Raw genomic sequence first — 20662 nt, 5'->3', positions numbered from 1 at the left:
GTCGGCCAGCTCGGCGTCCTCGCAGGTCACCTCGCGGATGAACTGCTGCCAGCGTGTCGCCCTCGATGCCTCGCCGATGTCGGCCACGCGCAGGGAACGGGTGATGTGGTCGGCCTGCACAGCCGGGCGAACGCGGCCCGTGCGCAGGTCGAGCACCTTCCGGCCACCGTCCAGACCGCACAGCATCGGGTCGGCGTCCAGGTCATCCGCATGCAGCCGTACCGGCGGCATGTCACCCAGCATCTGCACTGCGGCCCCGATGGTGCGGGCCTCTTGGCTCTTGCGCGCCCAGCGGGCGAAGTGCTGGCCGTCCCGGCTGTGGCGGGCGCCTTCGCGGTAGATGGCATCCGGCAGTTGCGCGGCCAGCGCACGCACGGCGCCGCCATCGGACAGCACCCAGCGGCCACCATCCCACAGCAGCCAGGATTTCCGGTCAGGCAGGTGCCGCAGGCGGTCGCCGTAGGCATCGAACAGGCGCAGCGCGTTCCCGTGCTCGGTCAGCGCCCGGGTGTCCTCGGTGCCGTCACGGGCGTCGAGCCAGTCGGCTGCGGGGCGCTCTGTCAGCGGGCCTGACGGGGCCGGCGCAGGCTCGGGCAGCGTCGGGGCCTCTGCACTATCCAGCAGCTCGGCCAGGTCGTCGGTGCCGTGCTCGGTGGCGTAGTCGTTGGCATCGAAGTTCGCCGGCAAGCCTTCCGGCATGGGCGCCACCAGACAGCCCAGCTCGGCAGCGATGTCGCGGGCCTCGCCTTCCTTGCCGGAGTCAGGGACCAGCACCAGGCGCAACCCCGGGTTGCCGGCCAGCAGGTCAGCAGCCACGGCGCGCACCCGGCCCCAGCCGAACGACACCACGGCGGCCCGGCCGGTCGCCTGCCAGCACGCCCACGCCTGCCCGATGCCCTCGACCACGTAGACCGGCCCGGCCGGCAGCAGCTCGCCGACGATGTGGGCGCCCTTCATCGGGTGCCCCGGAAGGTTCATCTTCGGACCGTCGGCCGGGATGAACTGTAGGCTCACCAGTTCGCCGGCCGGGCCGCGGACCGGCACCAGCAGCGCGCCGGCCATGTCCGCGCCACCGATGCGCACCGGCAGCGTGCAGACCCGCAGCCCTTCGGGCGACCCGTTCTTGCGTGCGATGTAGGGATGCGCCGCAGTCGCCGGCTCTGCCTCCTCCCATACCTCGGCAGCCGACCAGCGCGGCGGCGGCTTGGTAGGCTCCACAGCGCGCGCGGCAGGCCTGACGGCACGCGGGGCAGGCCGGGCGCTTTCGTCGCGCTGGCGGGGCTGCCAGCCGGCGGCGCGGGCCTCGTGGAACAGAGTGCCGGCCTTGACGGGGCCGGGGCTGATGCTGCGCCAGGCGGCGGACACGTCGCGGTCGTTCTTGAAGTTCGGCGCGGTCGCCGACCAGTCGCGCACGTCCTCGAAGCTCAGGCCGGCGTCCTTCGCTGCGGCCAGCAGTCGCACCCACTCATGGCGCGGCTGGTGCGGGTCGCAGTACCGCAGCGCATCGCGCGCCTCGTCAACCGTGTAGGCGCCGACCATCACGTCAGCACCCCGGCCAGGGCCGCCACAGCGCCAGCAGCGCGCAGCAGCGCACAGGACAGGCGGGCGCTCACGGCTGGCCCTCCCAGCGCAGCGCCACGCGGGCGCGCTGCACGTCGTCCTGCTTGAGCCAATAACGGGCAATGGTCCGGCCAGGGCACGCCCGGCTCGGCGCCAACACCTCAGTCGATTGCACCGGCCAGCCGAATTCATGCACCAGCCGGCCAACGTGCGCAGCCAAGCGCCATGAGCCGGTCTCGTGGTACCAATCGGCATGGTCGGGGCGCTCGCCTTCGGCCAGCAGCGCCAGGACTCGGCGCGGCTGCGTGCCCGCAGGCGGCAGCGTGCGCAGCGGCTCAGGAATGGCGCCGAACAGGTCGCCTTGGTTCTCGGGTGCGGTATCCTTGCGGCCTGCCTCGGCGCTCGGCTTTCCCTTCGGGGGGGTCGGGCGCTTCTTCATTGCACGCCCTCCACGCCCAGCAGGCGGCGGATATCGGCCACAGGCCACAGCAGACCCAGGCGGCCCGGGATGCGGTGCGGGCGGATGCGGCCGTTCTCGCGCATCGCCCAGCAGCGCAGGGTCTGCATGGACAGGCTCAGGTGATGCGCGGCCGTCTCGGTGTCAACGTGAGTCCGGGTTTCCAGCGCCAGCGGCGTGAAGGTGCGCGGCGTGGTGCGAGGGCGGCGGCCCAGGGTCTTCTTCGGAGCCAGTGCGGCGGTAGTTTCGATGTGCATCGTTCGCTTTCCGTTTTGGAACGATGCTTAATTTGTTGATTGGGGAGCCTCCTCGGTCAACCTCCCCAATTCATCCGGGGAGTCCCCATTTCAGCCGGACTGGAATTTGTGACGGCGCAGGGCTTCTGCCTTCAACGCTTTGCTGATGTCACTGCGGTCGCTGCGCGGCCGGCCTGCCGCTCGTTCGCGGTCTACCAGTTCTTGCAGGGCTCCGCGCCTACCGACAAGGGTAGCCACGCCGCCGGACACCTGCGCCTCCCCGCCCAGCTCCTCGAACTCGCGCAGCCGTCTTGCGTTGCGCTCCGGCACGGCCTCAGGAAGCCCCGCAGCCGCAGGGCTCGCGCTGGATGCTGCTGCGAGCGGTTCGACGGCATGCTGAGGCAAGGATGACTCCGCTGGTGTGCCGCTGATGCCGGGCATCTCATCGGCGGCGCCTTGTGCAGAAGCGTCCTTTGTCAGGATGAGGCGAACGAGCCGCGCCGCCACCTGGTTGCGGCCCTCCAGTTCGCCCAACGCGCGCTCATCCAATGTTCCGTCGTCGTTCATGAATGGCGCCTCGATGGCTTCCCACTCGAACACCAGGTGCCATTGGCAGAAGCTGCGGAACTGCTCCAACGTGAACGGGAACGGCAAGACCGGCTTTGCTTTTCCGTGCGGGTGGTGCCAAGGACCACCCAATTCGTTGGCGGCCTCGCCATTCAAGTAAATCCCATCTTGACGAATGACCAGCGGGCTCGAATCTTGACCACAACAAAGCAACCCCATGTCGTCGCGGACGATGGAATCGAGAACGTCACGACCGAACGTCAAGCCGTCGGCCTTCGGCGGCTCAGTGGAGCGAGCGGCCAAGCCAGAGCCTAGATTGATGACAAGCTTTTCAAGGTCGCTGACCAGCCTCACCATAGCCACCAACCTCGCTTCGTGTGCTGCCTCTTCAGCCTGAGCACGAATCTCCTCCTGCCTGCGCCGTTCCTTGTCGGCCAGCAGCGCGCGTATCATCTCTTGAGCCATCGCACCCCTTCCGGTGCCCTTCATCGGGGTGCCACGGCAGGCGGGTGAAGGTGTCCCGCTCTTCGGCTGGCCGGCCTATCCGTGGCAGAAACTCAGACTGCGCGCAGGCGGGCAGGCTCCTCGCTGGCGCTGGGCACCGGCAAGCCGGCCTGCTCCAGAATCCACGCCTCCAGGCGCTCGTGATGGACCCGCAGCAGGTCAAGCGGCCGGACGGTGTAGTGCCGCTCCGCGGTCGCGCTTGGCTTGTGGCCCATCAACTGCGCCACGACTCCGGCCGGGATGTCCTGCCACTCGCTCAGGCTCTTGAAGCTCCGGCGCAGCCCGTGGAGCGTCAACCCCTCCAGGCCGGCCACGCTGCACGCGGCGTCGTGGAAGCGGTGCGGCCGGGCCATGATGTCCCCCCGCTCACCCGCGAAGACGAAGGCACCACGGCGCGGCAGTGCGGCCAGAAGGCGCCAGACATGCGGCGTCAGCGGGATGACCCGCTCGCCCTCCACCTTGTCGCGGATGGTCTTGCCCTGAAACACGCTCTGGAACACGTAGGCGGGGCGGCCAGCCGGCGTGGCGCGCAAGCCAAGGCCGGGCGTGTTCGCGTCCCACAGGAACGCCTGAGTCTTGCCGGCCGGGCACTTGAAGCCCGACACCCTGCCCGCCGTGAACGAAACCTTCGCCATGCACCCCTCTTACATCCTCAGCCGATGTAACGGCCGATGTAAGAGCAATTCTTGCATACCGATGAACACCCCTCAACAGAGATAGCCGCCTAAGTTGTTGATTCCTATGGTGAACGCCGTCAAAGTCAACAGCGATGAACCCCCTTGAAGGCCATCCTGACCGGACTCGAAATCCGGTATACGGTACCCCCGTATCGAGGGTTCGAATCCCTCCTTCTCCGCCAGACAGAAGCCCAAGTGATTGATTCACTTGGGCTTTTTTCTTGGTGCTTCACCCTCGGCCCCGAGAGCGGGCGCAGGCCAGCCTGGCGTCCGCCGACCAGCGCCCCGGCCCCCACAGCACCAGCCCGGCCAGCAGGCTGCCCCAGAACACATGCAGCATGAAGGCCGGCTCGGGCATCTCCGGCACGCTCAGCACCGCCACGACATTCACCACCGACAGCCCCAGCGCCGCCACCCGACCGCCCAGCCCAAGCACCAGCAGCCCCGGCAGCAGCACCTCGCCGGTCGTGCCCAGCACCGCAGCGACCGAGGGCGAGAGCAGCGGCACCCGGTATTCCTCGGTGAACAGCAGCAGTGTCGTCTCCCAGTCGCGCAGCTTGGTCAGGCCGGCCAGAAAGAACGCCTGCGCGACGAACAGCCGCGCAGCAAGCTGCGCCAGCGGCTGAAGCGCCTCGGCCAGCCTGACGAAGGCCGCATGGGCGCGCCGCAGCGGCGCGGGCAACAAGGCATCAGGTCGGATCATCTCGATCACTCCATCGGTTCGAAAGTTCGGCAGATCCGCCACGGCACGCGTCGAGCCGCAGCACCAGGCCATCCCTCACTGCCGGCGCCAGCCAGGCGACGAAGTCGAAGGTCTCGCCGGCGCCTTCCAGCGCCTCGGCCAGCGGCCGGGCCTCGAGCAGCGCCCGCCGGATGAAACAGGCCACCTCCGGCATCGCGCCCGCCACCCGCACCGCCCAGCCCTGGCGCCAGACGACCACCGTCTCGCCACGGCCTTCGGCCAGCGCCGCGCGGGCCTCGGCAAAGGCCTCGGTCCGGTCGCGCTCCGCCGGCTCATGGTGCGCACGCCAGATCGAGCCGGCAGGATGCCCCCCCTCCAGCAGCGCCAGCCCAGGTGCGGCACGCAGCACCAGCTGCTGCGCGTCGGTGTCGGCCAGACGCAGCAGCGTATCGGGCCGGGGCACGTCGGCGTCGGCCGCCGCCGCGGCCTGCGCCACCGCGTCATCCAGCCGGGCGACCTCGGCCAGATACGGCAGATCGGCCAGCCGCTCGTCATCGGCCAGCGCCGCCGGCAGCCGCTCGCCCCAGCACGCCAGATCGGCGCAGGACGGCGGTGCCTCGCGCCAGTGGCGCGCCGCGACCTGCGCGAAGGTGTCGGCACCGAGCAGCGCCTGCACCGTCGGATAGCGAGCCGCCAGTGCCCGCGCGGCATGCTCGTCCGCATTGGCGGCATAGGCGACCAGCCCGCGTGCGACGCTCGCGCGCGCCAGCGGCCGCAGCCAGCCGGCCACGCCTTGCCCATCACGCCGGCGCAGTGCGTCCATCAGCAGCTGCTGACGCAGCTGCTCGTGGCGGATCGCCTCGTCGTCGGCCAGCCGGTTCATGCCAGCACCTCGCTCATCGCGGCCTGCGCACACGCCGCCTCGTCGAGCAGCACATCGAGCGCAGGCAGATCGGTGTCCCATTCGATCAGCGTCGGCACCGCACCGAAGCGCCGGACCGCATGGCGATAGACCGGCCAGACCGGCGCATGCACGCGGCTGCCGTGATCGTCGACGACCAGGCCGTCGCCGGCCACCGTGTAGCCGGCCAGGTGGATCTCGCCGACTGCACCGGCCGGGGCGGCGGCGGCCAGGCGGTCGATCCAGGCGCAGGCACGCCGGCCGGCCTCGGCATCGGCCGCTGCAGCCGGCGTGCCCGCCGGCTGCGCGTTCAGCGCGTTGACCACCAGATTGTTGACATCGAGCAGCAGGCCGCAGCCACTGCGCCGCGCGAGTTCCGCAAGAAAGTCGGCCTCGGCCATCGTGTCGTCGGCCCAGGCCAGACTGGCGCTCAGGTTCTCGACCAGCAGCCGCCGGCCGAGCCGCTCCTGCACCCGCTGCACATTGGCGACCATCACCGCCAGCGATCCCGGCGTGAAGGCCACCGGCAGCAGGTCCGCGCCATGCCAGACCGGCCGGCCACACCCCGGATCGACCCGGGCGAAGCTGGCGTGGTCCGACACCCGCACCGGCTCGACCGCCGCCACCAGCGCGGCCAGGCACTCCAGATGCTCGGTGTCCAGCCCGGTGGCGCTGCCCAGCGACAGCCCGACGCCGTGCAGGCTGATCGCATGCTCGGCGCGCAGGCCCAGCAGCGCGGCACGCGCCGCGCCACCCTCGGCGAAGAAATTCTCGCTGTGGACTTCGAGAAAGCCGAGCTCAGGCTGACGCGCACGCACCTCGGCAAGATGCGGGGCACGCAGGCCGATGCCGGCAGCCGGGACAAGCGCAGGGGCGAAGGCAGGCGGTCGCATGGTGCAGCAGGCAGCGCGGGACGACTTACTTCTTCATCGCCATCGCGGCCCGAGCCTCGTCGGCGGTCATGCCCTTGAGGTCCTTGCAGGTACCCTTGGCGACATACTTCCATTCGTCGGCCCCGTTGTCGACCTTGCTCTGCCCGGCGCAGGAATGGGTGCCGGAGAGATTGGCGCAGTCGTTCTGACCGGCCTGGGCAATGCCGAAGCACTTTTCCTTGGACTGCGCCGCGGCGGGTGCGACCAGGCCGGCGGCCATCACGGAGGCCAGGGCGGACGACAGGATCAGGCGGGTGGTGATGCTCATGAAGGACTCCTTGGAAGGGTGGAATGTCGAGATCGACCCTGCTCTGTCGCGTCAGGCCCGACGGTCCTTACACTGCGCGCATCTTTTTTTCGGCGCCCCTTCGATGAGCGACTTCGCCACCCAGGTCCAGGCCCTGCGCCCCGAGCTGCTGCGCTATGCCCGTCACCAGCTGCGCCAGGACGCCTGGGCGGAGGATGCTGTGTCCGAGACGGTGCTGGCGGCGCTGGAGCGGCCGCAGGCCTTCAGGGGCGGATCGCAGCTCAAGACCTGGCTGGTGGGCATCCTCAAGCACAAGGTCATCGACCAGATCCGCCGCCATCGCCGCGAGTTCGCCCTGCCGGCACACGACGCGGCGGACGAGTCGCAGGATCTCGACGAGCTGCTCTTCCGCCCGGACGGCCACTGGCGAGAGATGCCCGCAGACTGGGGCCAGCCCGGGCCGGCGCTGCAGCAACGCCAGTTCCTGGCGGTGCTCGACGCCTGCATCGAGCGCCTGCCCGGCCAGCAGGGCCGCATCTTCATGATGCGCGAGTGGCTGGAGCTCGACACCGAGGAGATCTGCAAGGAAACCGGCGTCAGCGCGACCCATCTGTTCGTGCTGCTGCACCGCGCGCGGCTGCGGCTGCGCGAGTGCCTGCAGATCCACTGGTTCGCGCCAGCGGCCGGGCGCTGAGCGCCCCTTCCCTCTTTCCTGACGGACCTCCCCCATGCGCAAGATGCTGCTGCCCGACTGCAAGGAAACCACCCGCCTGGTGCTCGAGGGCGAGGATCGCCAGCTCCAGCCGCTCGAGCGTGCCCGGGTTCGGCTGCACTGGCGGATGTGCACCGGCTGCGCCCGCTTCGGCCGGCAGGTCGAGCTGATGCGCGAGGCCATGGGCAGCTGGCGCCGCCATGCTGAACCCGAGGAGAGCGGGCGGCAGGACTGATCCGCCCCGGTCGAGGGTCACGTCGCGCCGTGCCGCCCTCAGACGAGCGAGCGCCCCGCCAGCCGGCCCATCATCGCCAGATGGCGCGGCAGCAGCCGGGCCAGGTCATAGCGCTCGAGCACCGTGCGGCGCGCCTCGGCGCGCACCCGGGCGACTTCGGCGCCGCCGCACAGCACCTGCTCGATCCGGTCGGCCAGGGCCTCATGGTCGAGGAAATCCACCAGCCAGCCGTTCTCGCCGTCCGCGATCACCTCCTCGACCGGTGCGGTGCGCGAACCGACGACGGCGCAGCCGCTGGCCATCGCCTCCAGCAGCGACCACGACAGCACGTAGGGGTAGCTCAGGTAGACATGCGCGGACGCGGCCCGCAGCGTCGCGCGGTAGGCCTCGTCGCCGCACCAGCCGGCGAAATGCACCCGGGACAGGTCGATCTGTCCGTCAAGCTCGCGCAGCAGCAGCTCCTTGTAGCTGCGGGCGCCCTGCGGCGCGCGCGAGTAGTAGACCTCCTCGGTGCCGAGAATGACGGCATGGCAGTGCGGACGGCGCCGCTGCAGCAGGGGCAGCGCGCGCATGAACTCCGGAAAGCCGCGGAAGGGCTCCATGCCGCGGGTCGCATAGGTCACGATCTCGGTGCCGGGCGGCAGTTCCAGCCCGGGCAGGCTCAGGCCGGCAGGCTCCGGCGCCGGGCAGAAGCGCGCGGTGTCGACGCCGTCGTGCAGCACGTCGAGCCGATCGCGCAGCCCGGCCGGGAACTGTCGCTTCTGCCAGAACGTCGGCGTGACGCCGCGGTCGCAGGCCTGCAGGTCCAGCAGCATCGGCGCGTTGCTGGTGCGCAGCGCCAGCTGTGCCTCGAAGGCCAGCGGATGGGCCGGGTCGAAGTTGTACTCCGAGCCGGTCGGGTTCATGAACCACTCGAAGTAGCCCAGCAGCGGCACCTTCGGGTGGATGTCCTTCATGAACAGCGTCGGGCCCCAGCCGGCGTAGCCGCAGATCAGGTCGGGCACGAAGCCCTGGCCCTGGAGCGCGCGGACCGCCTCGAGCACCGCCAGGCCGTGGCGCACCGCCTGCTCGGTGCGCAGCGCGAAGGCATGCGTGGCCGCGCCCTCGCCCGGCGCGTCGGGCACCTTGTAGCGCACCCGCTTCACGCCCGGGATGCCGGCCTGCGCCGACTCGCGCGAGCAATGCACCACCTCGTGGGCCGGATCGCGGGCCAGCGCGGCCATGATCCTGTGGAACTGCCCCGGAAAGACCGGGTGCAGGAAAAGAAAACGCATCGATTTCCCCCTCTTTTGATCCAGACAGACCGCAGGAGGGCGGGCGAAATGTCATGCAGCCCGCGCCTCGTCCGGCGCGGGCATTGTGCGGGGCACCCTCGGTACCTTTGGCGCGCCATGACGTGCCGAAGGTCCCCGATCGGTGGCATCCGACACGGATCCCCCCCGACTGCGGCCCGTCACGATGCTGTCGCTCAAGTTGCCCGCCCTGCCGTCCGACAACCTGCCCATGCCGGCCCGGCGCAACCACGCCCGCAGCCTCGCGCCACGCCAGGCCGCACCTCAGACGTGCACACGAGGAGTCGATTCCGAATGAGCCAGAACCTGATGCCCGACGACACCCGCCAGCAACTCGGCGGCATCGTCAGACAGCTTCACGATGCCCTGCAGACCCTGGGATACGACGCCGTGCTTCACGAGGTCACCCAGGAAATCCCGGACGCCCGCGAGCGGCTCGCCTATGTCGGCGCGATGACCGAGCAGGCGGCCGACCGCGTGCTGACGCTGGTCGACATGGCCAAGCCCGAATGCAGCTCGCTGCTGGAGGAAGGGCGCGCGCTGCTGGCGGCCGATCCGCCGCCCGACCAGCTCAAGGCCTTCGCCGAGCGCTCGGTCGAGGTGGCCAGCCTCCAGCAGGACGCGCTCAACGACATCATGATGGCGCAGGACTTCCAGGACCTGTCCGGCCAGGTGATCAACAAGGTCATCAAGATCATCTCGCGCACCGAGAAGCAGCTGCTGGAGCTGCTGGTGCATCACACGCCGGCGCCGAAGATCGAGACTCCGGCCAAGCTCGAGGGACCGCAGACCCCCGACAAGGCGATGAAGCAGGACGACGTGGACGACCTGCTCGCCTCGCTCGGCTTCTGAGGCGCCCTCTCCCGTACCGTTTTCTCCTGTCGTCTCCGACCTTTGCGCCAGTCACCCTTCGGGGTGGCTGGCGTCTGTTTTTTCACGGTCCGAGGCGCTGAAGGCCACAAACTGAAACCGGCTGTATCGATGGCCGGTCAGCACGAAGCCTCCCTGGATCCACGCTCCCTATGATCCCCGCGCTGTCGATCGCTGGCAGGCAGCCGACCGACATGATCATCAGGGAGACAGAATGAACAGCAGCACCGCTCTGCCCGCGACCGACATCGAGGCCTTCGTCACCCGCTGGCGCGGCTCGACCGCCTCGGAGCTGTCGACGGCACAGAGCTTCACCATCGAGCTGTGCGAGCTGCTCGGCGTGCCGCGCCCGCACGCGACCGCCGAGCAGGACTACATGTTCGAGCGCCCGCTGACGCTGATGCATGGCGACGGCACGAGCAGTGCGCGGCGCATCGACTGCTATCGCCGCGGCTGCTTCGTGCTGGAGTCGAAGAAGCTCGATCCGGGCGCGCAGGCGGCCACGACCGGGCGCACGCGCAAGAGCTTCGACAACGCGCTGCTGCAGGCGCTGTCGCAGGCCGAGGGCTATGTGCGTGCGCTGCCCGCCGCCGAGGGGCGCCCGCCCTTCATCGCGGTGGTCGATGTCGGCCATGTCATCGAGCTGTACGCCGAGTTCAGCCGCTCGGGCGGTGCCTACACGCCCTACCCCGACGTGCGCACGCACCGCATCCGGCTCGACGACCTGCACCGCCCGGAGATCCGCGAGCGGCTGCGCGCGCTGTGGCTCGATCCGATGTCGCTCGACCCGTCGCGCGTCAGCGCGCGGGTGACGCGGGCGGTGTCGGCCGAGCTGGCGGAGCTGGCGCGCAGCCTGGAGCAGGCCGGGCATCCGGCCGAGCAGGTCGCCGCCTTCCTGACGCGCTGCCTGTTCTCGATGTTCGCGGAGGATGTCGGGCTGCTGCCGCGCGACGACGACGGGCGGGGCGCCTTCGTCGGGCTGCTGACGCGCTGGCGTGACGAGCCGCCGCGGCTGGGCAAGATGCTGCAGGCGCTGTGGGCGACGATGGACAGTGGCGGCTTCAGCCCGGTGCTGGCGCAGGACCTGATGCGCTTCAACGGCAAGCTGTTCAAGGGCGCCGGGCAGCCGGGCTATGTGCTGCCGCTGACGACCGCGCAGATCGACGGCCTGCTGCGCGCGGCACAGGCGAACTGGCGCGAGGTGGAGCCGGCGATCTTCGGCACGCTGCTGGAGCGCGCGCTCGATCCGGGCGAGCGCCACGCGCTGGGGGCGCACTACACGCCGCGGGCGTATGTGGAGCGGCTGGTGATGCCGACGGTGATCGAGCCGCTGCGCGCCGAGTGGCAGCACGCGCTGGGCGCGGCGCTGGTGCTGGCGGGCGAGGCCGACGCGCTCGACGGCAGGAAGCGCGAGGACAAGCTGGCCGAGGCGCGCGCCGAGCTGCGGCGCTTCCATCACCGGCTGTGCCATGTGCGGGTGCTCGATCCGGCCTGCGGCAGCGGCAATTTCCTGTACGTGACGCTGGAGCACCTGAAGCGGCTGGAGGGCGAGGTGCTCGACCGGCTGGAGGCGCTGGGCGAGTCGACACAGGGGCAGCTCGGGATGGAGGGCGGCACGGTGACGCTGCGCCAGATGCTCGGCATCGAGCTGAACCCGCGCGCGGCGGCGCTGGCCGAGCTGGTGCTGTGGATCGGCTGGCTGCAGTGGCAGATCCGCACCGGCGGCGAGAAGAGCGTCGCCGAGCCGGTGGTGCATGACTACGGCAACATCGCGTGCCGGGATGCGGTGCTGGCCTATGACCGGCAGGAGCTGGCGACGGATGCGGATGGGAGGCCGATCACGCGCTGGGATGGCAAGACGACCAAGGTGCATCCGGTGACGGGAGAAAAGGTGCCCGACGACACCGCGCGTGTCCCGGAATGGCGCTACCTGAATCCGCGTCAGGCGCAGTGGCCGCAGGCGGATTTCATCGTGGGCAATCCGCCGTTCATCGGCTCGAAGCGGATGCGTCACGCGCTGGGTGACGGTTATGTCGACGCGCTGCAGTCGGTCTGGCCGGACATTCCCGAGTCCACCGATTTCGTCGTGCGCTGGTGGCACAAGGCCGCCCTGCTGACCCGTGCGGGAGAGGTGCAGCGTTTCGGCCTGATCACCTCGAACAGCCTGCGGCAGGCGTATGTCCGCCGCGCCGTCGAGCCGCACCTGAGCGGCGAGAATGCGCTGTCCCTGGTCATGGCGATTCCCGATCATCCATGGGTGGACAGCGGCGACGGCGCGGCCGTGCGCATCGCCATGACCGTGGCCGAACGGAGCGACCGCCCCGGCATGCTGCGCGAGGTGCTGGCCGAACGTGACGAGACCGGCGACGGCGAGGATCTGGTCGAGCGGCTGAGCGAGCGCGCCGGCCGGATCGGGGCGGATCTGCGCGTCGGCGCCGATGTCGCGGGCGCGCGACCGCTGCGTGCCAACCTCGACCTGTGCTCGGTCGGCATGAAGACCATCGGCGCAGCCTTCCAGATCGACGAGACCACGGCCCGCGGGCTGGGACTGGGATCGGTCAGCGGGTTGGACAAACACATCCGGCCGTATCTGAACGGACGCGACTTCACTTCGCGGCCGCGTGGCGTGTGGGTCATCGACTTCTTCGGACTTGAGTCGGACGAGGTTCGGGCGCGTTTTCCTGCCGCTTATCAGCACCTGCTGACGCGGGCAAAGCCCGAGCGCGATCAGAACCGGAATGCCACTTTCCAGAAGCTGTGGTGGGTCATCGGACACCCTCGGCAGCAGTTCAGACAGGCCGTCCAAGGTCTGCCGCGCTATATCGCCACCGTCGAAACAGCAAAACATCGGGCATTCGCCTTCATCCCCCAAACCATCGCACCAGACAGCACGCTGGTCACTTTCAGCACGGCGGACGCACTCAACCTCGGAATACTGTCCAGTCAGACACATGTCGACTGGGCACTGGCGGCTGGCGGGCGTCTCGGCGTAGGCAACGACCCGCGCTACAACAAGACGCGCTGCTTCGAGACGTTCCCTTTCCCCGCCGACGACACCGGCCTGACTGCCCCGGTGGCCGAGCGCATCCGCACGCTGGCCGAGCAGATCGACGCGCACCGCAAGGCCCGCCAGGCCGCCCACGAGTCCGTGACGCTCACCGGCATGTACAACGTGCTGGACAAGCTGCGCCGCGAGGAGCCGCTGAACGCCAAGGACAAGGCGCTGCACGAACAGGCGCTGGTCGGCGTGCTGCGCACCCTGCACGACGACCTCGACGCCGCCGTGCTGGAGGCCTACGGCTGGCAGGACCTCGGCCCCGTGCCCTGGTCGGACGACGAGGCGCGACAGGCCTGGACCGAGCGGCTGCTGGAGCGCCTGGTCGATCTCAACACCCGCCGCGCCGCCGAGGAAGCCCGCGGCACCATCCGCTGGCTGCGCCCCGAGTTCCAGGATCCGGCCCGGCGCCACGCCGCCCCGGCCACCCCCGCGACCCAGGCCGACATCGAGCTGGTCGGCGGCAGCGCCGCAACTCCTGCCGACGCCGCAGCCCCCGACACCGACGAGGACAGCGCCCCCGCGGCCACCGCCACCGCCACCGCCACCGCCGCCCCGGCCACCCGCCAGCCCTGGCCGGCCGACCTGCCCGAGCAGATGCGCGCGGTCGCCGACACCCTGGCCACCAGCGCCCAGCCGCTCGACCTCGACGCGCTGGCCGCACGCTTCACCGGCCGCGGCCCCTGGAAGAAGCGCCTGCCGCAGATCCTGGAGACGCTGGCCGTGCTGGGCCGGGCCAGCCGAGACGGGGCCGGCGCGTGGCGCGGGGGCGCCTGAACAGATGCTGAGGATGTGACTACTTTCCAGTTACACTGCCCATCAAACGCCTAAAATCACATGTCAAGGCAACAGAAAGCGCTGGATCGACTGTGTGCCAAGCCCACACCGTCCGACATCAAGTGGCAGGAACTCAAGGGTGTGCTGGAACATCTGGGCTACCAGATGCTCACGAACAGCGGCTCGCGGCGCAAGTTCTTCAATCCGAAGACCAAGGCGCTGATCATCTGCCACGAACCCCATCCGGCCCCGACGGTGGACAAGGGATGCGTGGCCGATGTCGTCGAGCACCTCCGGACTCACGGCCACATCTGATCGACTGCTGATTGCCCAAGGAGAATCCACATGGCCACGACCCGTCCCTACAAAGGCTACGAAGGCACCGCCGACATGGACATGGAGCGCCAGGTCTGCCGCGGTCGCATCCTCTTCATCGACGACCTGGTGACCTACGAGGCTGAGTCACCTGCCGCCCTCCAGCAGGAATTCGAGGCGGCCGTCGACGACTACATCGAGACCTGCGAGCTGGTCGGCAAGGAAGCGCAGAAGCCCCTCAAGGGCCAGTTCAACGTGCGCATCACCCCGGCGCTGCACCGCGCCGCGTCCGTGCGCGCCTGCCGCGATGGCGTCTCGCTCAACGAGGTGGTCGGCCGTGCGCTTGAGGCCTATGTCAACCCGGGCCAAGAGGTCCGGCACAGCCACAACGTGCGCGTGACGTTCGACGAATCCCCGGAGTCCACCCGCACCGTGACGACCTCGGTGGCCGTCACGCCCACCTGGCAATCGCTGGGAGTCCACCATGCCCACTGACACGCCCATCGCCACCGCAACAGGCGGTGCACCCGAGCAGCCTGTGCCCATGGAACCCTCGCTGAGCATCCGGCAACTGACCGAGTTGCTCGTGCACCACCTTGACCTTCACGACGGCCTGTATGACCTGATGACGCATTTCAGCATCGGAACAGGTCCGGTCGGCCCCTCCTTGAACGAGCTGTCCCCAGGACTGATGGTCGGCCTGACCGGTGTCGGACTGATCAAGGTGCCGACGGCCGGCCCCAACAGCGTGGATGCCGCACAGATCAATCCAAGCCGCCCCCCCGCGCCTGTACCGCCAAAGACACGGCGGAAACCAACGACGTAAGCGCCCGAATGACAAGCGCCCCGCGACGACGGGGCGCTTGTCATTCATGCGTCCAGACGGACGGGCAAGCCCGACCCGTCGCAAAGCACCGGCCGATCAGTACCCGAGGAAATCCACCTCGAACACCAGCGTCGCGTTCGGCGGGATGACGCCGCCGGCGCCGCGGGCGCCATAGCCCAGGTTGGGCGGGATCACCAGCACGCGGGTGCCGCCGACCTTCATGCCCTGCACGCCCTCGTCCCAGCCCTGGATGACCATGCCGGCGCCCAGGCCGAAGCGGAAGGGCTGGCCGCGGTCCTTGCTGGAGTCGAACTTGCGGCCGCGGCCGTTCGGCTGCGCCGGATCGTGCAGCCAGCCGGTGTAGTGGACGCTGACCTGGCGTCCGGCGACGGCAAGCTCGCCGCTGCCTTCGACGGTGTCTTCGTACTGCAGACCCGAAGCGGTGGTGATCATGGAGATCGGCCTTTCTTGTGTGAAGGGGAGAACTGATAGAAAAGGCCGCGATGATGCCACCAGCCGCGGCCGGCCGCATCCGCATCACTCCTGCTCCAGCCTCCGGGACCACTGCCGAAGTGCCTCGGCGCGCACCGCGTCGGCGCTCAGGCCCTCGGCCAGGTCCAGACCGAGCGCCCGTGCGGCCGCGGCGAGCGCCTCGGCCGGCCGGCCGGTGTCGACCGGCGCGGCGCCGTTCTGCTTCGAGAGCTTCTGGCCGTCGGCAGCCAGCACCAGCGGCGTGTGCAGATGGCGCGGCTGCGGCAGGCCGAGATGGCGGCGCAGCAGGATCTGGCGCGGCGTGTTGTCGGCCAGATCCTCGCCGCGGACGATGTCGGTCACGCCCTGCGCCGCATCGTCGACCACCACCGCGAGCTGGTAGGCCCACAGCCCGTCGGCGCGGCGCAGCACGAAGTCGCCGACCTCCCGGCTGACGTTCTGGCGCTGGGCCCCGAGCCGGCGGTCCGTCCAGTCGATGACGGTGTCGCTGCCGTCGGCCGCGCAGGTCAGCAGCCGCACCGCCCTCGCCTCGGGCCAGGGCACCGGCTGCGGCCCGCCGGGCCGGCAGGTGCCGGGATAGACCAGATCGCCGTGGCGCTCGCGGCCCAGGCCACGCGCCTGCAGCGCCTGCGCGATCTCGCGCCGGGTGCAGCGGCAGCCATAGGCCCGGCCGGCCGCGTGCAGCCGCTCCAGCGCCTGCGCGTACAGCGCGCCGCGATCGGACTGGCGCACGGGCGGCGCGTCCGGATGCAGGCCGCAGTCGGCGAGCTGGCGCAGGATCGCGTCCTCGGCGCCGGCGATGCAGCGCGGGCCGTCGACATCCTCGATGCGCACCAGCCAGCGCCCGCCGTGCGCGCGCGCGTCCAGCCACGAGGCCAGCGCCGCGACCATCGAGCCGGCATGCAGCCAGCCGGTCGGCGACGGCGCGAAGCGGCCGACATAGGGCGGATCGGGGCGTGCGCTCACAGGATCAGCCCCGCGTGCTGCTCCAGCAGCGCCCGGCGCGTGACCTCGCTGCCGAGCTGCTCCAGCCACCAGCCCAGCGCCCGGCCCTGGCCCGGGCCGCCGCGCCAGGCGTAGTGCAGCTCGACCTGCGTCGGCGGCCCCTCCACCTGCAGCACCACCAGCCGGCCGGCCTCGACATGCGCGCGCAGCAGCGGCTCGGGCAGCCGGCCGCAGCCCAGGCCGCGGATCTGCGCCTCCAGCTTGGCCGCCAGCGAGGGCACGGTCAGCACGTCCTGGCCGGGACTGATGCCGCTGGTGCGCCGGTCCATGCGCTGCGCGGTGTCGGCGATCGCGACGACGCGGTGGTGCGCGATCTCTTCCTGCGAGACCGGCCGGTCGATGCCCGCCAGCGGATGGTGCGGCGCGACCGCCAGCAGCATCTCGATCGTGCCCAGCGGCGCGCAGTGCAGCCGCTCGGCCTGCTGCGGCAGCGGCTGCACGCCGATGGCCAGATCGCACTGCCCGCTCAGCAGCGCCTCCTGCGTGCCGGCCAGCACCTCGCTGCGGATGCGCAGCCGCGTCGGCGGCGGCCCGGCCTGCGGCCCATCGGAGCAGTTCAGCGCGTAGAACGCGGCGGTCAGGTCGAAGATCGCGCGCGGCGCGATGATGGTGTCGACCGCGATCGCCAGCGTCGTCTCCCAGCCGGTGGCCACCCGCTGCACCCGGTTGGCCACCGCGTCGATCTGCTGCAGCAGCCGCCGGCCCTCGCGCAGCAGCTCCTCGCCCGCGGCGGTGAGCTGCGCCTGGCGCGAGCTGCGGTCGAACAGCAGCACGTCGAGCGACTCCTCGAGCTGGCGCACGCCGTAGGTCAGCGCCGAGGGCACCTTGCCGAGCTCGCGTGCGGCCGCGGCGAAGCTGCCGGTGCGGGCGATGGTGTCCATCATCTCGAGGGCGTCGGGCGTCAGGGCGCGGCGGCGGTCGGGCATGGGGAGGGCTCCCGGAAGTTCAATTCAATCAATTTGAATGATGCCATCATCGCCATGCCACCTGCCGCGGCGGAGGACGGTCCACCATGACGGCTCAGAAAGAGAGTCCGCCATGATCCAGCTCCGCCCCTCCGCCGAACGCGGCCACGCCCACCACGGCTGGCTGGAGAGCTATCACAGCTTCTCCTTCGCCGACTACTTCGACCCGAACCGCATGGGCTGGGGAAATCTGCGCGTCATCAACGAGGACTGGGTCGCCGGCCACCGCGGCTTCGGCATGCACGGCCACCGCGACATGGAGATCTTCACCTGGATGCTCGGCGGCGAGCTCAGCCACCGCGACAGCCTGGGCAACGGCGCGACCATCCGCCCCGGCGAGGCCCAGCGCATGAGCGCCGGCACCGGCGTGCGCCACAGCGAGATGAACCACGGCATCGAGGTCGCGCACCTGCTGCAGATCTGGATGCTGCCCAGCCAGGCCGGACTGCCGCCGAGCTACGACCAGCACACGATCGACGACGCCGAGCTGCGCGGCCGGCTGCACCTGGTCGGCGCCCCGGTCGGCAGCGCCGAGGCCGCGCAGGCAGCCGTCGTGCTCAACGCCGACGTGCGGCTGCACATCGGCCGCTTCGACGGCCCGGCCGAGCGCGCCGAGCTGAAGCTCGATCCGTCCCGCAAGGCCTATGTGCATCTGGCGCGCGGCCGGCTGACGGTCGCCGGCCAGCCGATGCGCGCCGGCGACGCGCTGGCCATCAGCGACGAGAGCGCGCTGGCGCTGCACGACGGCGAGGACGCCGAGGTGCTGGTGTTCGAGCTCCAGCCCTGACGCGCGCGCCCCGATCCCGTCCCCGTTCACGTTCTCCCTCCCCCGTTCACCTTCCACCGAGAGGAACCCTGCCATGAGCAAGAAGATCGTCATCGTCCATCACAGCGGCTACGGCCACACCGCCAAGGTCGCCGCCGCCGTCGCCGAGGGTGCCGGCGCGGGCGCGAGCCTGCTGGCCATCGACGCCGAGGGCAACCTGCCCGAGGGCGGCTGGGAGCAGCTCGACGCCGCCGATGCCATCGTGTTCGGCTCGCCGACCTACATGGGCATGGTGAGCTGGCAGTTCAAGAAGTTCGCCGACGCCTCGAGCAAGGCCTGGTTCACCCGCAAGTGGCAGGACAAGCTGGCCGCGGGCTTCACCAACTCGGCCTCGCTGTACGGCGACAAGCACACCACGATGTCCTACCTGACCACGCTGGCGATGCAGCACGGCATGCTGTGGGTGGGCGCCGGCATGATGCCCGCCAACACCAAGGCCTCGACCCGCGACGACCTGAACAACCTGGGCATGTCCGCCGGCCTGATGACCGCCACCCCGTCGGACGCCAGCGTCGACGAGATGGTGCCGGGCGACCTGGCCACCGCGCGCGCCTTCGGCGCCCGCGTGGCGGCCGTCGCGGCCCGTCTGGCCTGATCGGCCGGCCGGCGGCGGCCACCCGGGGCGGCGCCAGCCGCTACAGTCGCGGCATGGACTTCCTGCTGCGAGTGATTCAGGTGCTGCCGCTGGCCGACTGGCTGGCGCTGGGGGTGTTCTTTGCCGGCTGGATCGGCTACGTGAAGTTCGCCAAGGCGCGTGCGGTGCGCCGACCCTCGGTGCTGGCCAGCACCAACCGCATCCGCCAGGACTGGATGCTGCAGACCACCTTCCGCGACAACCGCATCGTCGATGCGGCGGTGTCGCAGAGCATGGCCTCGAGCCCGAGCTTCTTCGCCTCGACCACCATCTTCATCATCGGCGGCCTGGTCGCCGCGATCGGCTCCACCGACAAGACGGCCGAGATGGTGCACGACCTGCCCTTCGCCGCACGCACCTCGATGCTGGTGCTCGACCTGAAGCTGCTGGTGCTGACCGGCATCTTCGTGCACGCCTTCTTCCGCTTCACCTGGTCGATGCGCCAGTACAGCTTCGGCGCGCTGCTGATCGGCGCGGCGCCCTCGCACCGCGACTTCGAGAACGCCAGCGACGCACAGCTGCGCCAGCGCTACGCCAGCCGGGCCGGCCGCGTGATGGCGCTGGGCGCCGAGACCTTCAACGACGGGCTGCGCGCGGTCTACATGAGCTTCGCGGCGGTGCTGTGGTTCCTGTCGCCGCTGGCGATGGTCGTGGGCACGGCGGCGGTGATCTGGGTGCTCTACCGCCGCGAGTTCCACTCCGAGGTGGTGAAGCTGCTCAACGAACCCGTGTGAGCGGATCGGGCAGGCCGGGCAGCGGCCCGACCGCCGCGGTCAGCTGCGGCCGCGTCGCCTGCGGGCCGCCGGCCTGCAGCAGCGTGTCGGCCACCAGCCGGGCCATCTGCGCCGCACCGGCGTCGGTGAAGTGCACGAAGTCGGCGAAGTTCTCCGTCCCGCCGGGCAGCTGCGCCGAGGCATCGGCCAGCGGCAGCTGGCGCGTGCGCGCCAGCGCCCGCACGCCCTCGGCGGCACGGCGCTCCATGTCGAGGAAGCCGTCCTCGCGCAGCTCCGGATAGAAGGAGCGCCAGTTCGTCAGCATCAGCCCGTCGCCGCGCTCGAAGCCGGGGCCGAAGACGGTCGCGTGCGTCACCAGCAGCGGCCGCGCGCCCATCGACTCGACCACCCGCGCGGTGCAGGACAGGTCGGCCAGGAAATGGCCCATCATCGGCTCGGGCAGACGGTCCATGACCTCGCCGCCGGCCTCGGCACGGCGGATCGACAGGCGCTTCATCGCCACCGTCATCCTCAGCGGCAGCAGCGGCTTGACGACCTGCTCGACCTTGCCGGCCAGGCGCAGGTGCGCGCGCGGCGGCGGCGGCTCGAACTGCTCCGGCGGCGGCGTCATGCGCACCGGCCGCGCGATGGCGCCCTCGTGGCACAGCGGGGCCTCGGCGCCGATGTAGTTCGCCGGCGACGGGTAGAGCAGCACCCACTGCGGCCGCAGCCGCGCGATCGCCTCGCGCAGGTAGTCGGCGTGGCCGATGCGCATGCCCGGCAGCGCGACGTTGATCACCTCGGCGCGCTCGAGGCCGCGGCGCTGCAGCTCGCGCTCGAGCTGGCGCGGGTACTCCTGCCCGGCGCTCTCGTACAGGCCGAAGGTCTCCGACGCGCCGAAGGTCAGCACGCGCACGCTGCTGTCGGGCCGCGGCTCGGGGCTGCGGTAGCCCAGCGAGTTCATCGACCACTTGGCGAAGTGCGCGCCCGGCCGGCCGTGGCGGCCGTCCGGCCCGTCATGGAAGACGGAATCGATGGTGTGCGGCCGGTCCAGCGGCGCCTGCTGCCGAATGCGGTCCTCCAGGCGCGAGCAGCATTCGAGCGTCAGCAGCGCCAGCAGCGTGTAGGCGGCCCAGCGGACCGGCCGGCGACGGAACAGGGTCTTCATCATGGCGGGCTCCG

23 protein-coding genes and 1 pseudogene are annotated in these 20662 nt (G+C 70.4%); 10 read left to right on the top strand and 14 right to left on the bottom strand.

What is annotated here, in order from left to right:
* The 9 genes and pseudogenes from HNQ01_RS08145 to HNQ01_RS08105 form a co-directional block, all read right to left on the bottom strand.
* On the bottom strand, positions 1-1539 hold a 1539-nt coding region (locus HNQ01_RS08145; RefSeq protein ID WP_173804862.1), incomplete at its 3' end, for a PriCT-2 domain-containing protein.
* A 70-nt stretch (positions 1540-1609) separates the two neighbouring features.
* Entirely contained in the window at positions 1610-1999 is a 390-nt protein-coding gene (locus HNQ01_RS08140) for a hypothetical protein (protein WP_173804861.1), read from the bottom strand.
* A complete protein-coding gene (locus HNQ01_RS08135) occupies positions 1996-2274 on the bottom strand; it encodes a hypothetical protein (protein WP_286180583.1) in 279 nt (92 codons plus the stop codon). Before HNQ01_RS08135 ends, HNQ01_RS08140 begins: the two co-directional genes overlap by 4 nt.
* A gap of 90 nt (positions 2275-2364) precedes the next feature.
* On the bottom strand, positions 2365-3309 hold the full coding sequence (locus HNQ01_RS08130) for a hypothetical protein (RefSeq protein WP_217427444.1): 945 nt from the start codon (positions 3307-3309) through the stop codon (positions 2365-2367).
* A 68-nt stretch (positions 3310-3377) separates the two neighbouring features.
* Positions 3378-3809 (bottom strand): annotated as a pseudogene (locus HNQ01_RS08125) (preprotein translocase); the annotation flags it as partial.
* 421 nt (positions 3810-4230) lie between these two features.
* Positions 4231-4704, bottom strand: a complete 474-nt coding sequence (locus tag HNQ01_RS08120) for a DoxX family protein (RefSeq protein ID WP_173804858.1) — start codon at positions 4702-4704, stop codon at positions 4231-4233.
* Positions 4691-5566, bottom strand: coding sequence for an HvfC/BufC N-terminal domain-containing protein (locus HNQ01_RS08115; RefSeq protein ID WP_173804857.1), 876 nt, complete (start codon positions 5564-5566; stop codon positions 4691-4693). Before HNQ01_RS08115 ends, HNQ01_RS08120 begins: the two co-directional genes overlap by 14 nt.
* Positions 5563-6477, bottom strand: a complete 915-nt coding sequence (locus HNQ01_RS08110) for an MbnB/TglH/ChrH family RiPP precursor modification enzyme (RefSeq protein WP_173804856.1) — start codon at positions 6475-6477, stop codon at positions 5563-5565. Before HNQ01_RS08110 ends, HNQ01_RS08115 begins: the two co-directional genes overlap by 4 nt.
* Positions 6478-6502: 25 nt before the next feature.
* The gene (locus tag HNQ01_RS08105; RefSeq protein ID WP_173804855.1) at positions 6503-6784 is read right to left on the bottom strand and encodes a BufA1 family periplasmic bufferin-type metallophore; all 282 of its coding nucleotides are present in this window, start codon (positions 6782-6784) and stop codon (positions 6503-6505) included.
* Positions 6785-6887: 103 nt separating this feature from the next.
* Between HNQ01_RS08105 and HNQ01_RS08100 the strand changes: the two genes are divergently transcribed.
* Together HNQ01_RS08100 and HNQ01_RS08095 are read left to right on the top strand one after the other, a co-directional pair.
* Entirely contained in the window at positions 6888-7457 is a 570-nt protein-coding gene (locus HNQ01_RS08100; protein WP_173804854.1) for a sigma-70 family RNA polymerase sigma factor, read from the top strand.
* Positions 7458-7491: 34 nt separating this feature from the next.
* Positions 7492-7710, top strand: coding sequence for an anti-sigma factor family protein (locus HNQ01_RS08095; protein ID WP_286180582.1), 219 nt, complete (start codon positions 7492-7494; stop codon positions 7708-7710).
* 38 nt (positions 7711-7748) lie between these two features.
* Here HNQ01_RS08095 and HNQ01_RS08090 read toward each other — a convergent pair whose 3' ends face one another.
* Positions 7749-8984 carry a glycosyltransferase gene (locus HNQ01_RS08090; protein WP_173804853.1) on the bottom strand — a complete coding sequence of 412 codons (1236 nt, stop codon included), beginning with the start codon at positions 8982-8984 and terminating at the stop codon, positions 7749-7751.
* A 312-nt stretch (positions 8985-9296) separates the two neighbouring features.
* Here HNQ01_RS08090 and HNQ01_RS08085 point away from each other — a divergent pair, with 312 nt between their 5' ends.
* The 5 genes from HNQ01_RS08085 (at position 9297) to HNQ01_RS08065 (ending at position 14845) form a co-directional block, all read left to right on the top strand.
* Positions 9297-9854 (top strand): protein phosphatase CheZ, encoded by a 558-nt coding sequence (locus HNQ01_RS08085; protein ID WP_173804852.1) that lies wholly within the window; start codon positions 9297-9299, stop codon positions 9852-9854.
* 232 nt (positions 9855-10086) lie between these two features.
* Complete coding sequence (locus tag HNQ01_RS08080; protein ID WP_173804851.1) at positions 10087-13704, top strand: class I SAM-dependent DNA methyltransferase; 3618 nt, start codon at positions 10087-10089, stop codon at positions 13702-13704.
* Between the two features lie 60 nt (positions 13705-13764).
* Positions 13765-14019 carry a type II toxin-antitoxin system HicA family toxin gene (locus HNQ01_RS08075; protein WP_173804850.1) on the top strand — a complete coding sequence of 85 codons (255 nt, stop codon included), beginning with the start codon at positions 13765-13767 and terminating at the stop codon, positions 14017-14019.
* Between the two features lie 30 nt (positions 14020-14049).
* On the top strand, positions 14050-14514 hold the full coding sequence (locus HNQ01_RS08070) for a type II toxin-antitoxin system HicB family antitoxin (RefSeq protein WP_173804849.1): 465 nt from the start codon (positions 14050-14052) through the stop codon (positions 14512-14514).
* Positions 14504-14845 carry a hypothetical protein gene (locus HNQ01_RS08065; protein WP_173804848.1) on the top strand — a complete coding sequence of 114 codons (342 nt, stop codon included), beginning with the start codon at positions 14504-14506 and terminating at the stop codon, positions 14843-14845. Before HNQ01_RS08070 ends, HNQ01_RS08065 begins: the two co-directional genes overlap by 11 nt.
* Before the next feature lie 96 nt (positions 14846-14941).
* Here the strand turns inward: HNQ01_RS08065 and HNQ01_RS08060 are convergent, their stop codons facing one another.
* The 3 genes from HNQ01_RS08060 to HNQ01_RS08050 form a co-directional block, all read right to left on the bottom strand.
* On the bottom strand, positions 14942-15298 hold the full coding sequence (locus HNQ01_RS08060) for an FKBP-type peptidyl-prolyl cis-trans isomerase (protein ID WP_173804847.1): 357 nt from the start codon (positions 15296-15298) through the stop codon (positions 14942-14944).
* An 84-nt stretch (positions 15299-15382) separates the two neighbouring features.
* Positions 15383-16303 carry a tRNA glutamyl-Q(34) synthetase GluQRS gene (gluQRS, locus tag HNQ01_RS08055; protein ID WP_173804846.1) on the bottom strand — a complete coding sequence of 307 codons (921 nt, stop codon included), beginning with the start codon at positions 16301-16303 and terminating at the stop codon, positions 15383-15385.
* Positions 16300-17268: a LysR substrate-binding domain-containing protein gene (locus HNQ01_RS08050; protein ID WP_173804845.1), complete on the bottom strand. Its 969-nt coding sequence runs from the start codon at positions 17266-17268 to the stop codon at positions 16300-16302. The genes gluQRS and HNQ01_RS08050 overlap by 4 nt, the downstream gene beginning before the upstream one ends.
* A 112-nt stretch (positions 17269-17380) precedes the next feature.
* On the opposite strand from HNQ01_RS08050, the gene HNQ01_RS08045 reads away from it, so the two are divergent.
* The 3 genes from HNQ01_RS08045 (at position 17381) to HNQ01_RS08035 (ending at position 19501) form a co-directional block, all read left to right on the top strand.
* Positions 17381-18094, top strand: a complete 714-nt coding sequence (locus tag HNQ01_RS08045) for a pirin family protein (RefSeq protein ID WP_173804844.1) — start codon at positions 17381-17383, stop codon at positions 18092-18094.
* Positions 18095-18167: 73 nt separating this feature from the next.
* On the top strand, positions 18168-18728 hold the full coding sequence (locus tag HNQ01_RS08040; RefSeq protein WP_173804843.1) for a flavodoxin family protein: 561 nt from the start codon (positions 18168-18170) through the stop codon (positions 18726-18728).
* A gap of 53 nt (positions 18729-18781) precedes the next feature.
* On the top strand, positions 18782-19501 hold the full coding sequence (locus HNQ01_RS08035) for a DUF599 domain-containing protein (protein ID WP_173804842.1): 720 nt from the start codon (positions 18782-18784) through the stop codon (positions 19499-19501).
* Here HNQ01_RS08035 and HNQ01_RS08030 read toward each other — a convergent pair.
* Positions 19485-20651 (bottom strand): SGNH/GDSL hydrolase family protein, encoded by a 1167-nt coding sequence (locus HNQ01_RS08030; protein WP_173804841.1) that lies wholly within the window; start codon positions 20649-20651, stop codon positions 19485-19487. The genes HNQ01_RS08035 and HNQ01_RS08030 overlap by 17 nt on opposite strands.
* Between the last annotated feature and the right edge of the window lie 11 nt (positions 20652-20662).

It is taken from the genome of Sphaerotilus uruguayifluvii, assembly GCF_013294065.1.
GTDB classification, from domain to species: Bacteria; Pseudomonadota; Gammaproteobacteria; order Burkholderiales; family Burkholderiaceae_C; genus Sphaerotilus; species Sphaerotilus uruguayifluvii.
Note: the sequence above shows the minus strand (reverse complement) of the source record. Positions and strands in the feature narration are given on the sequence as shown.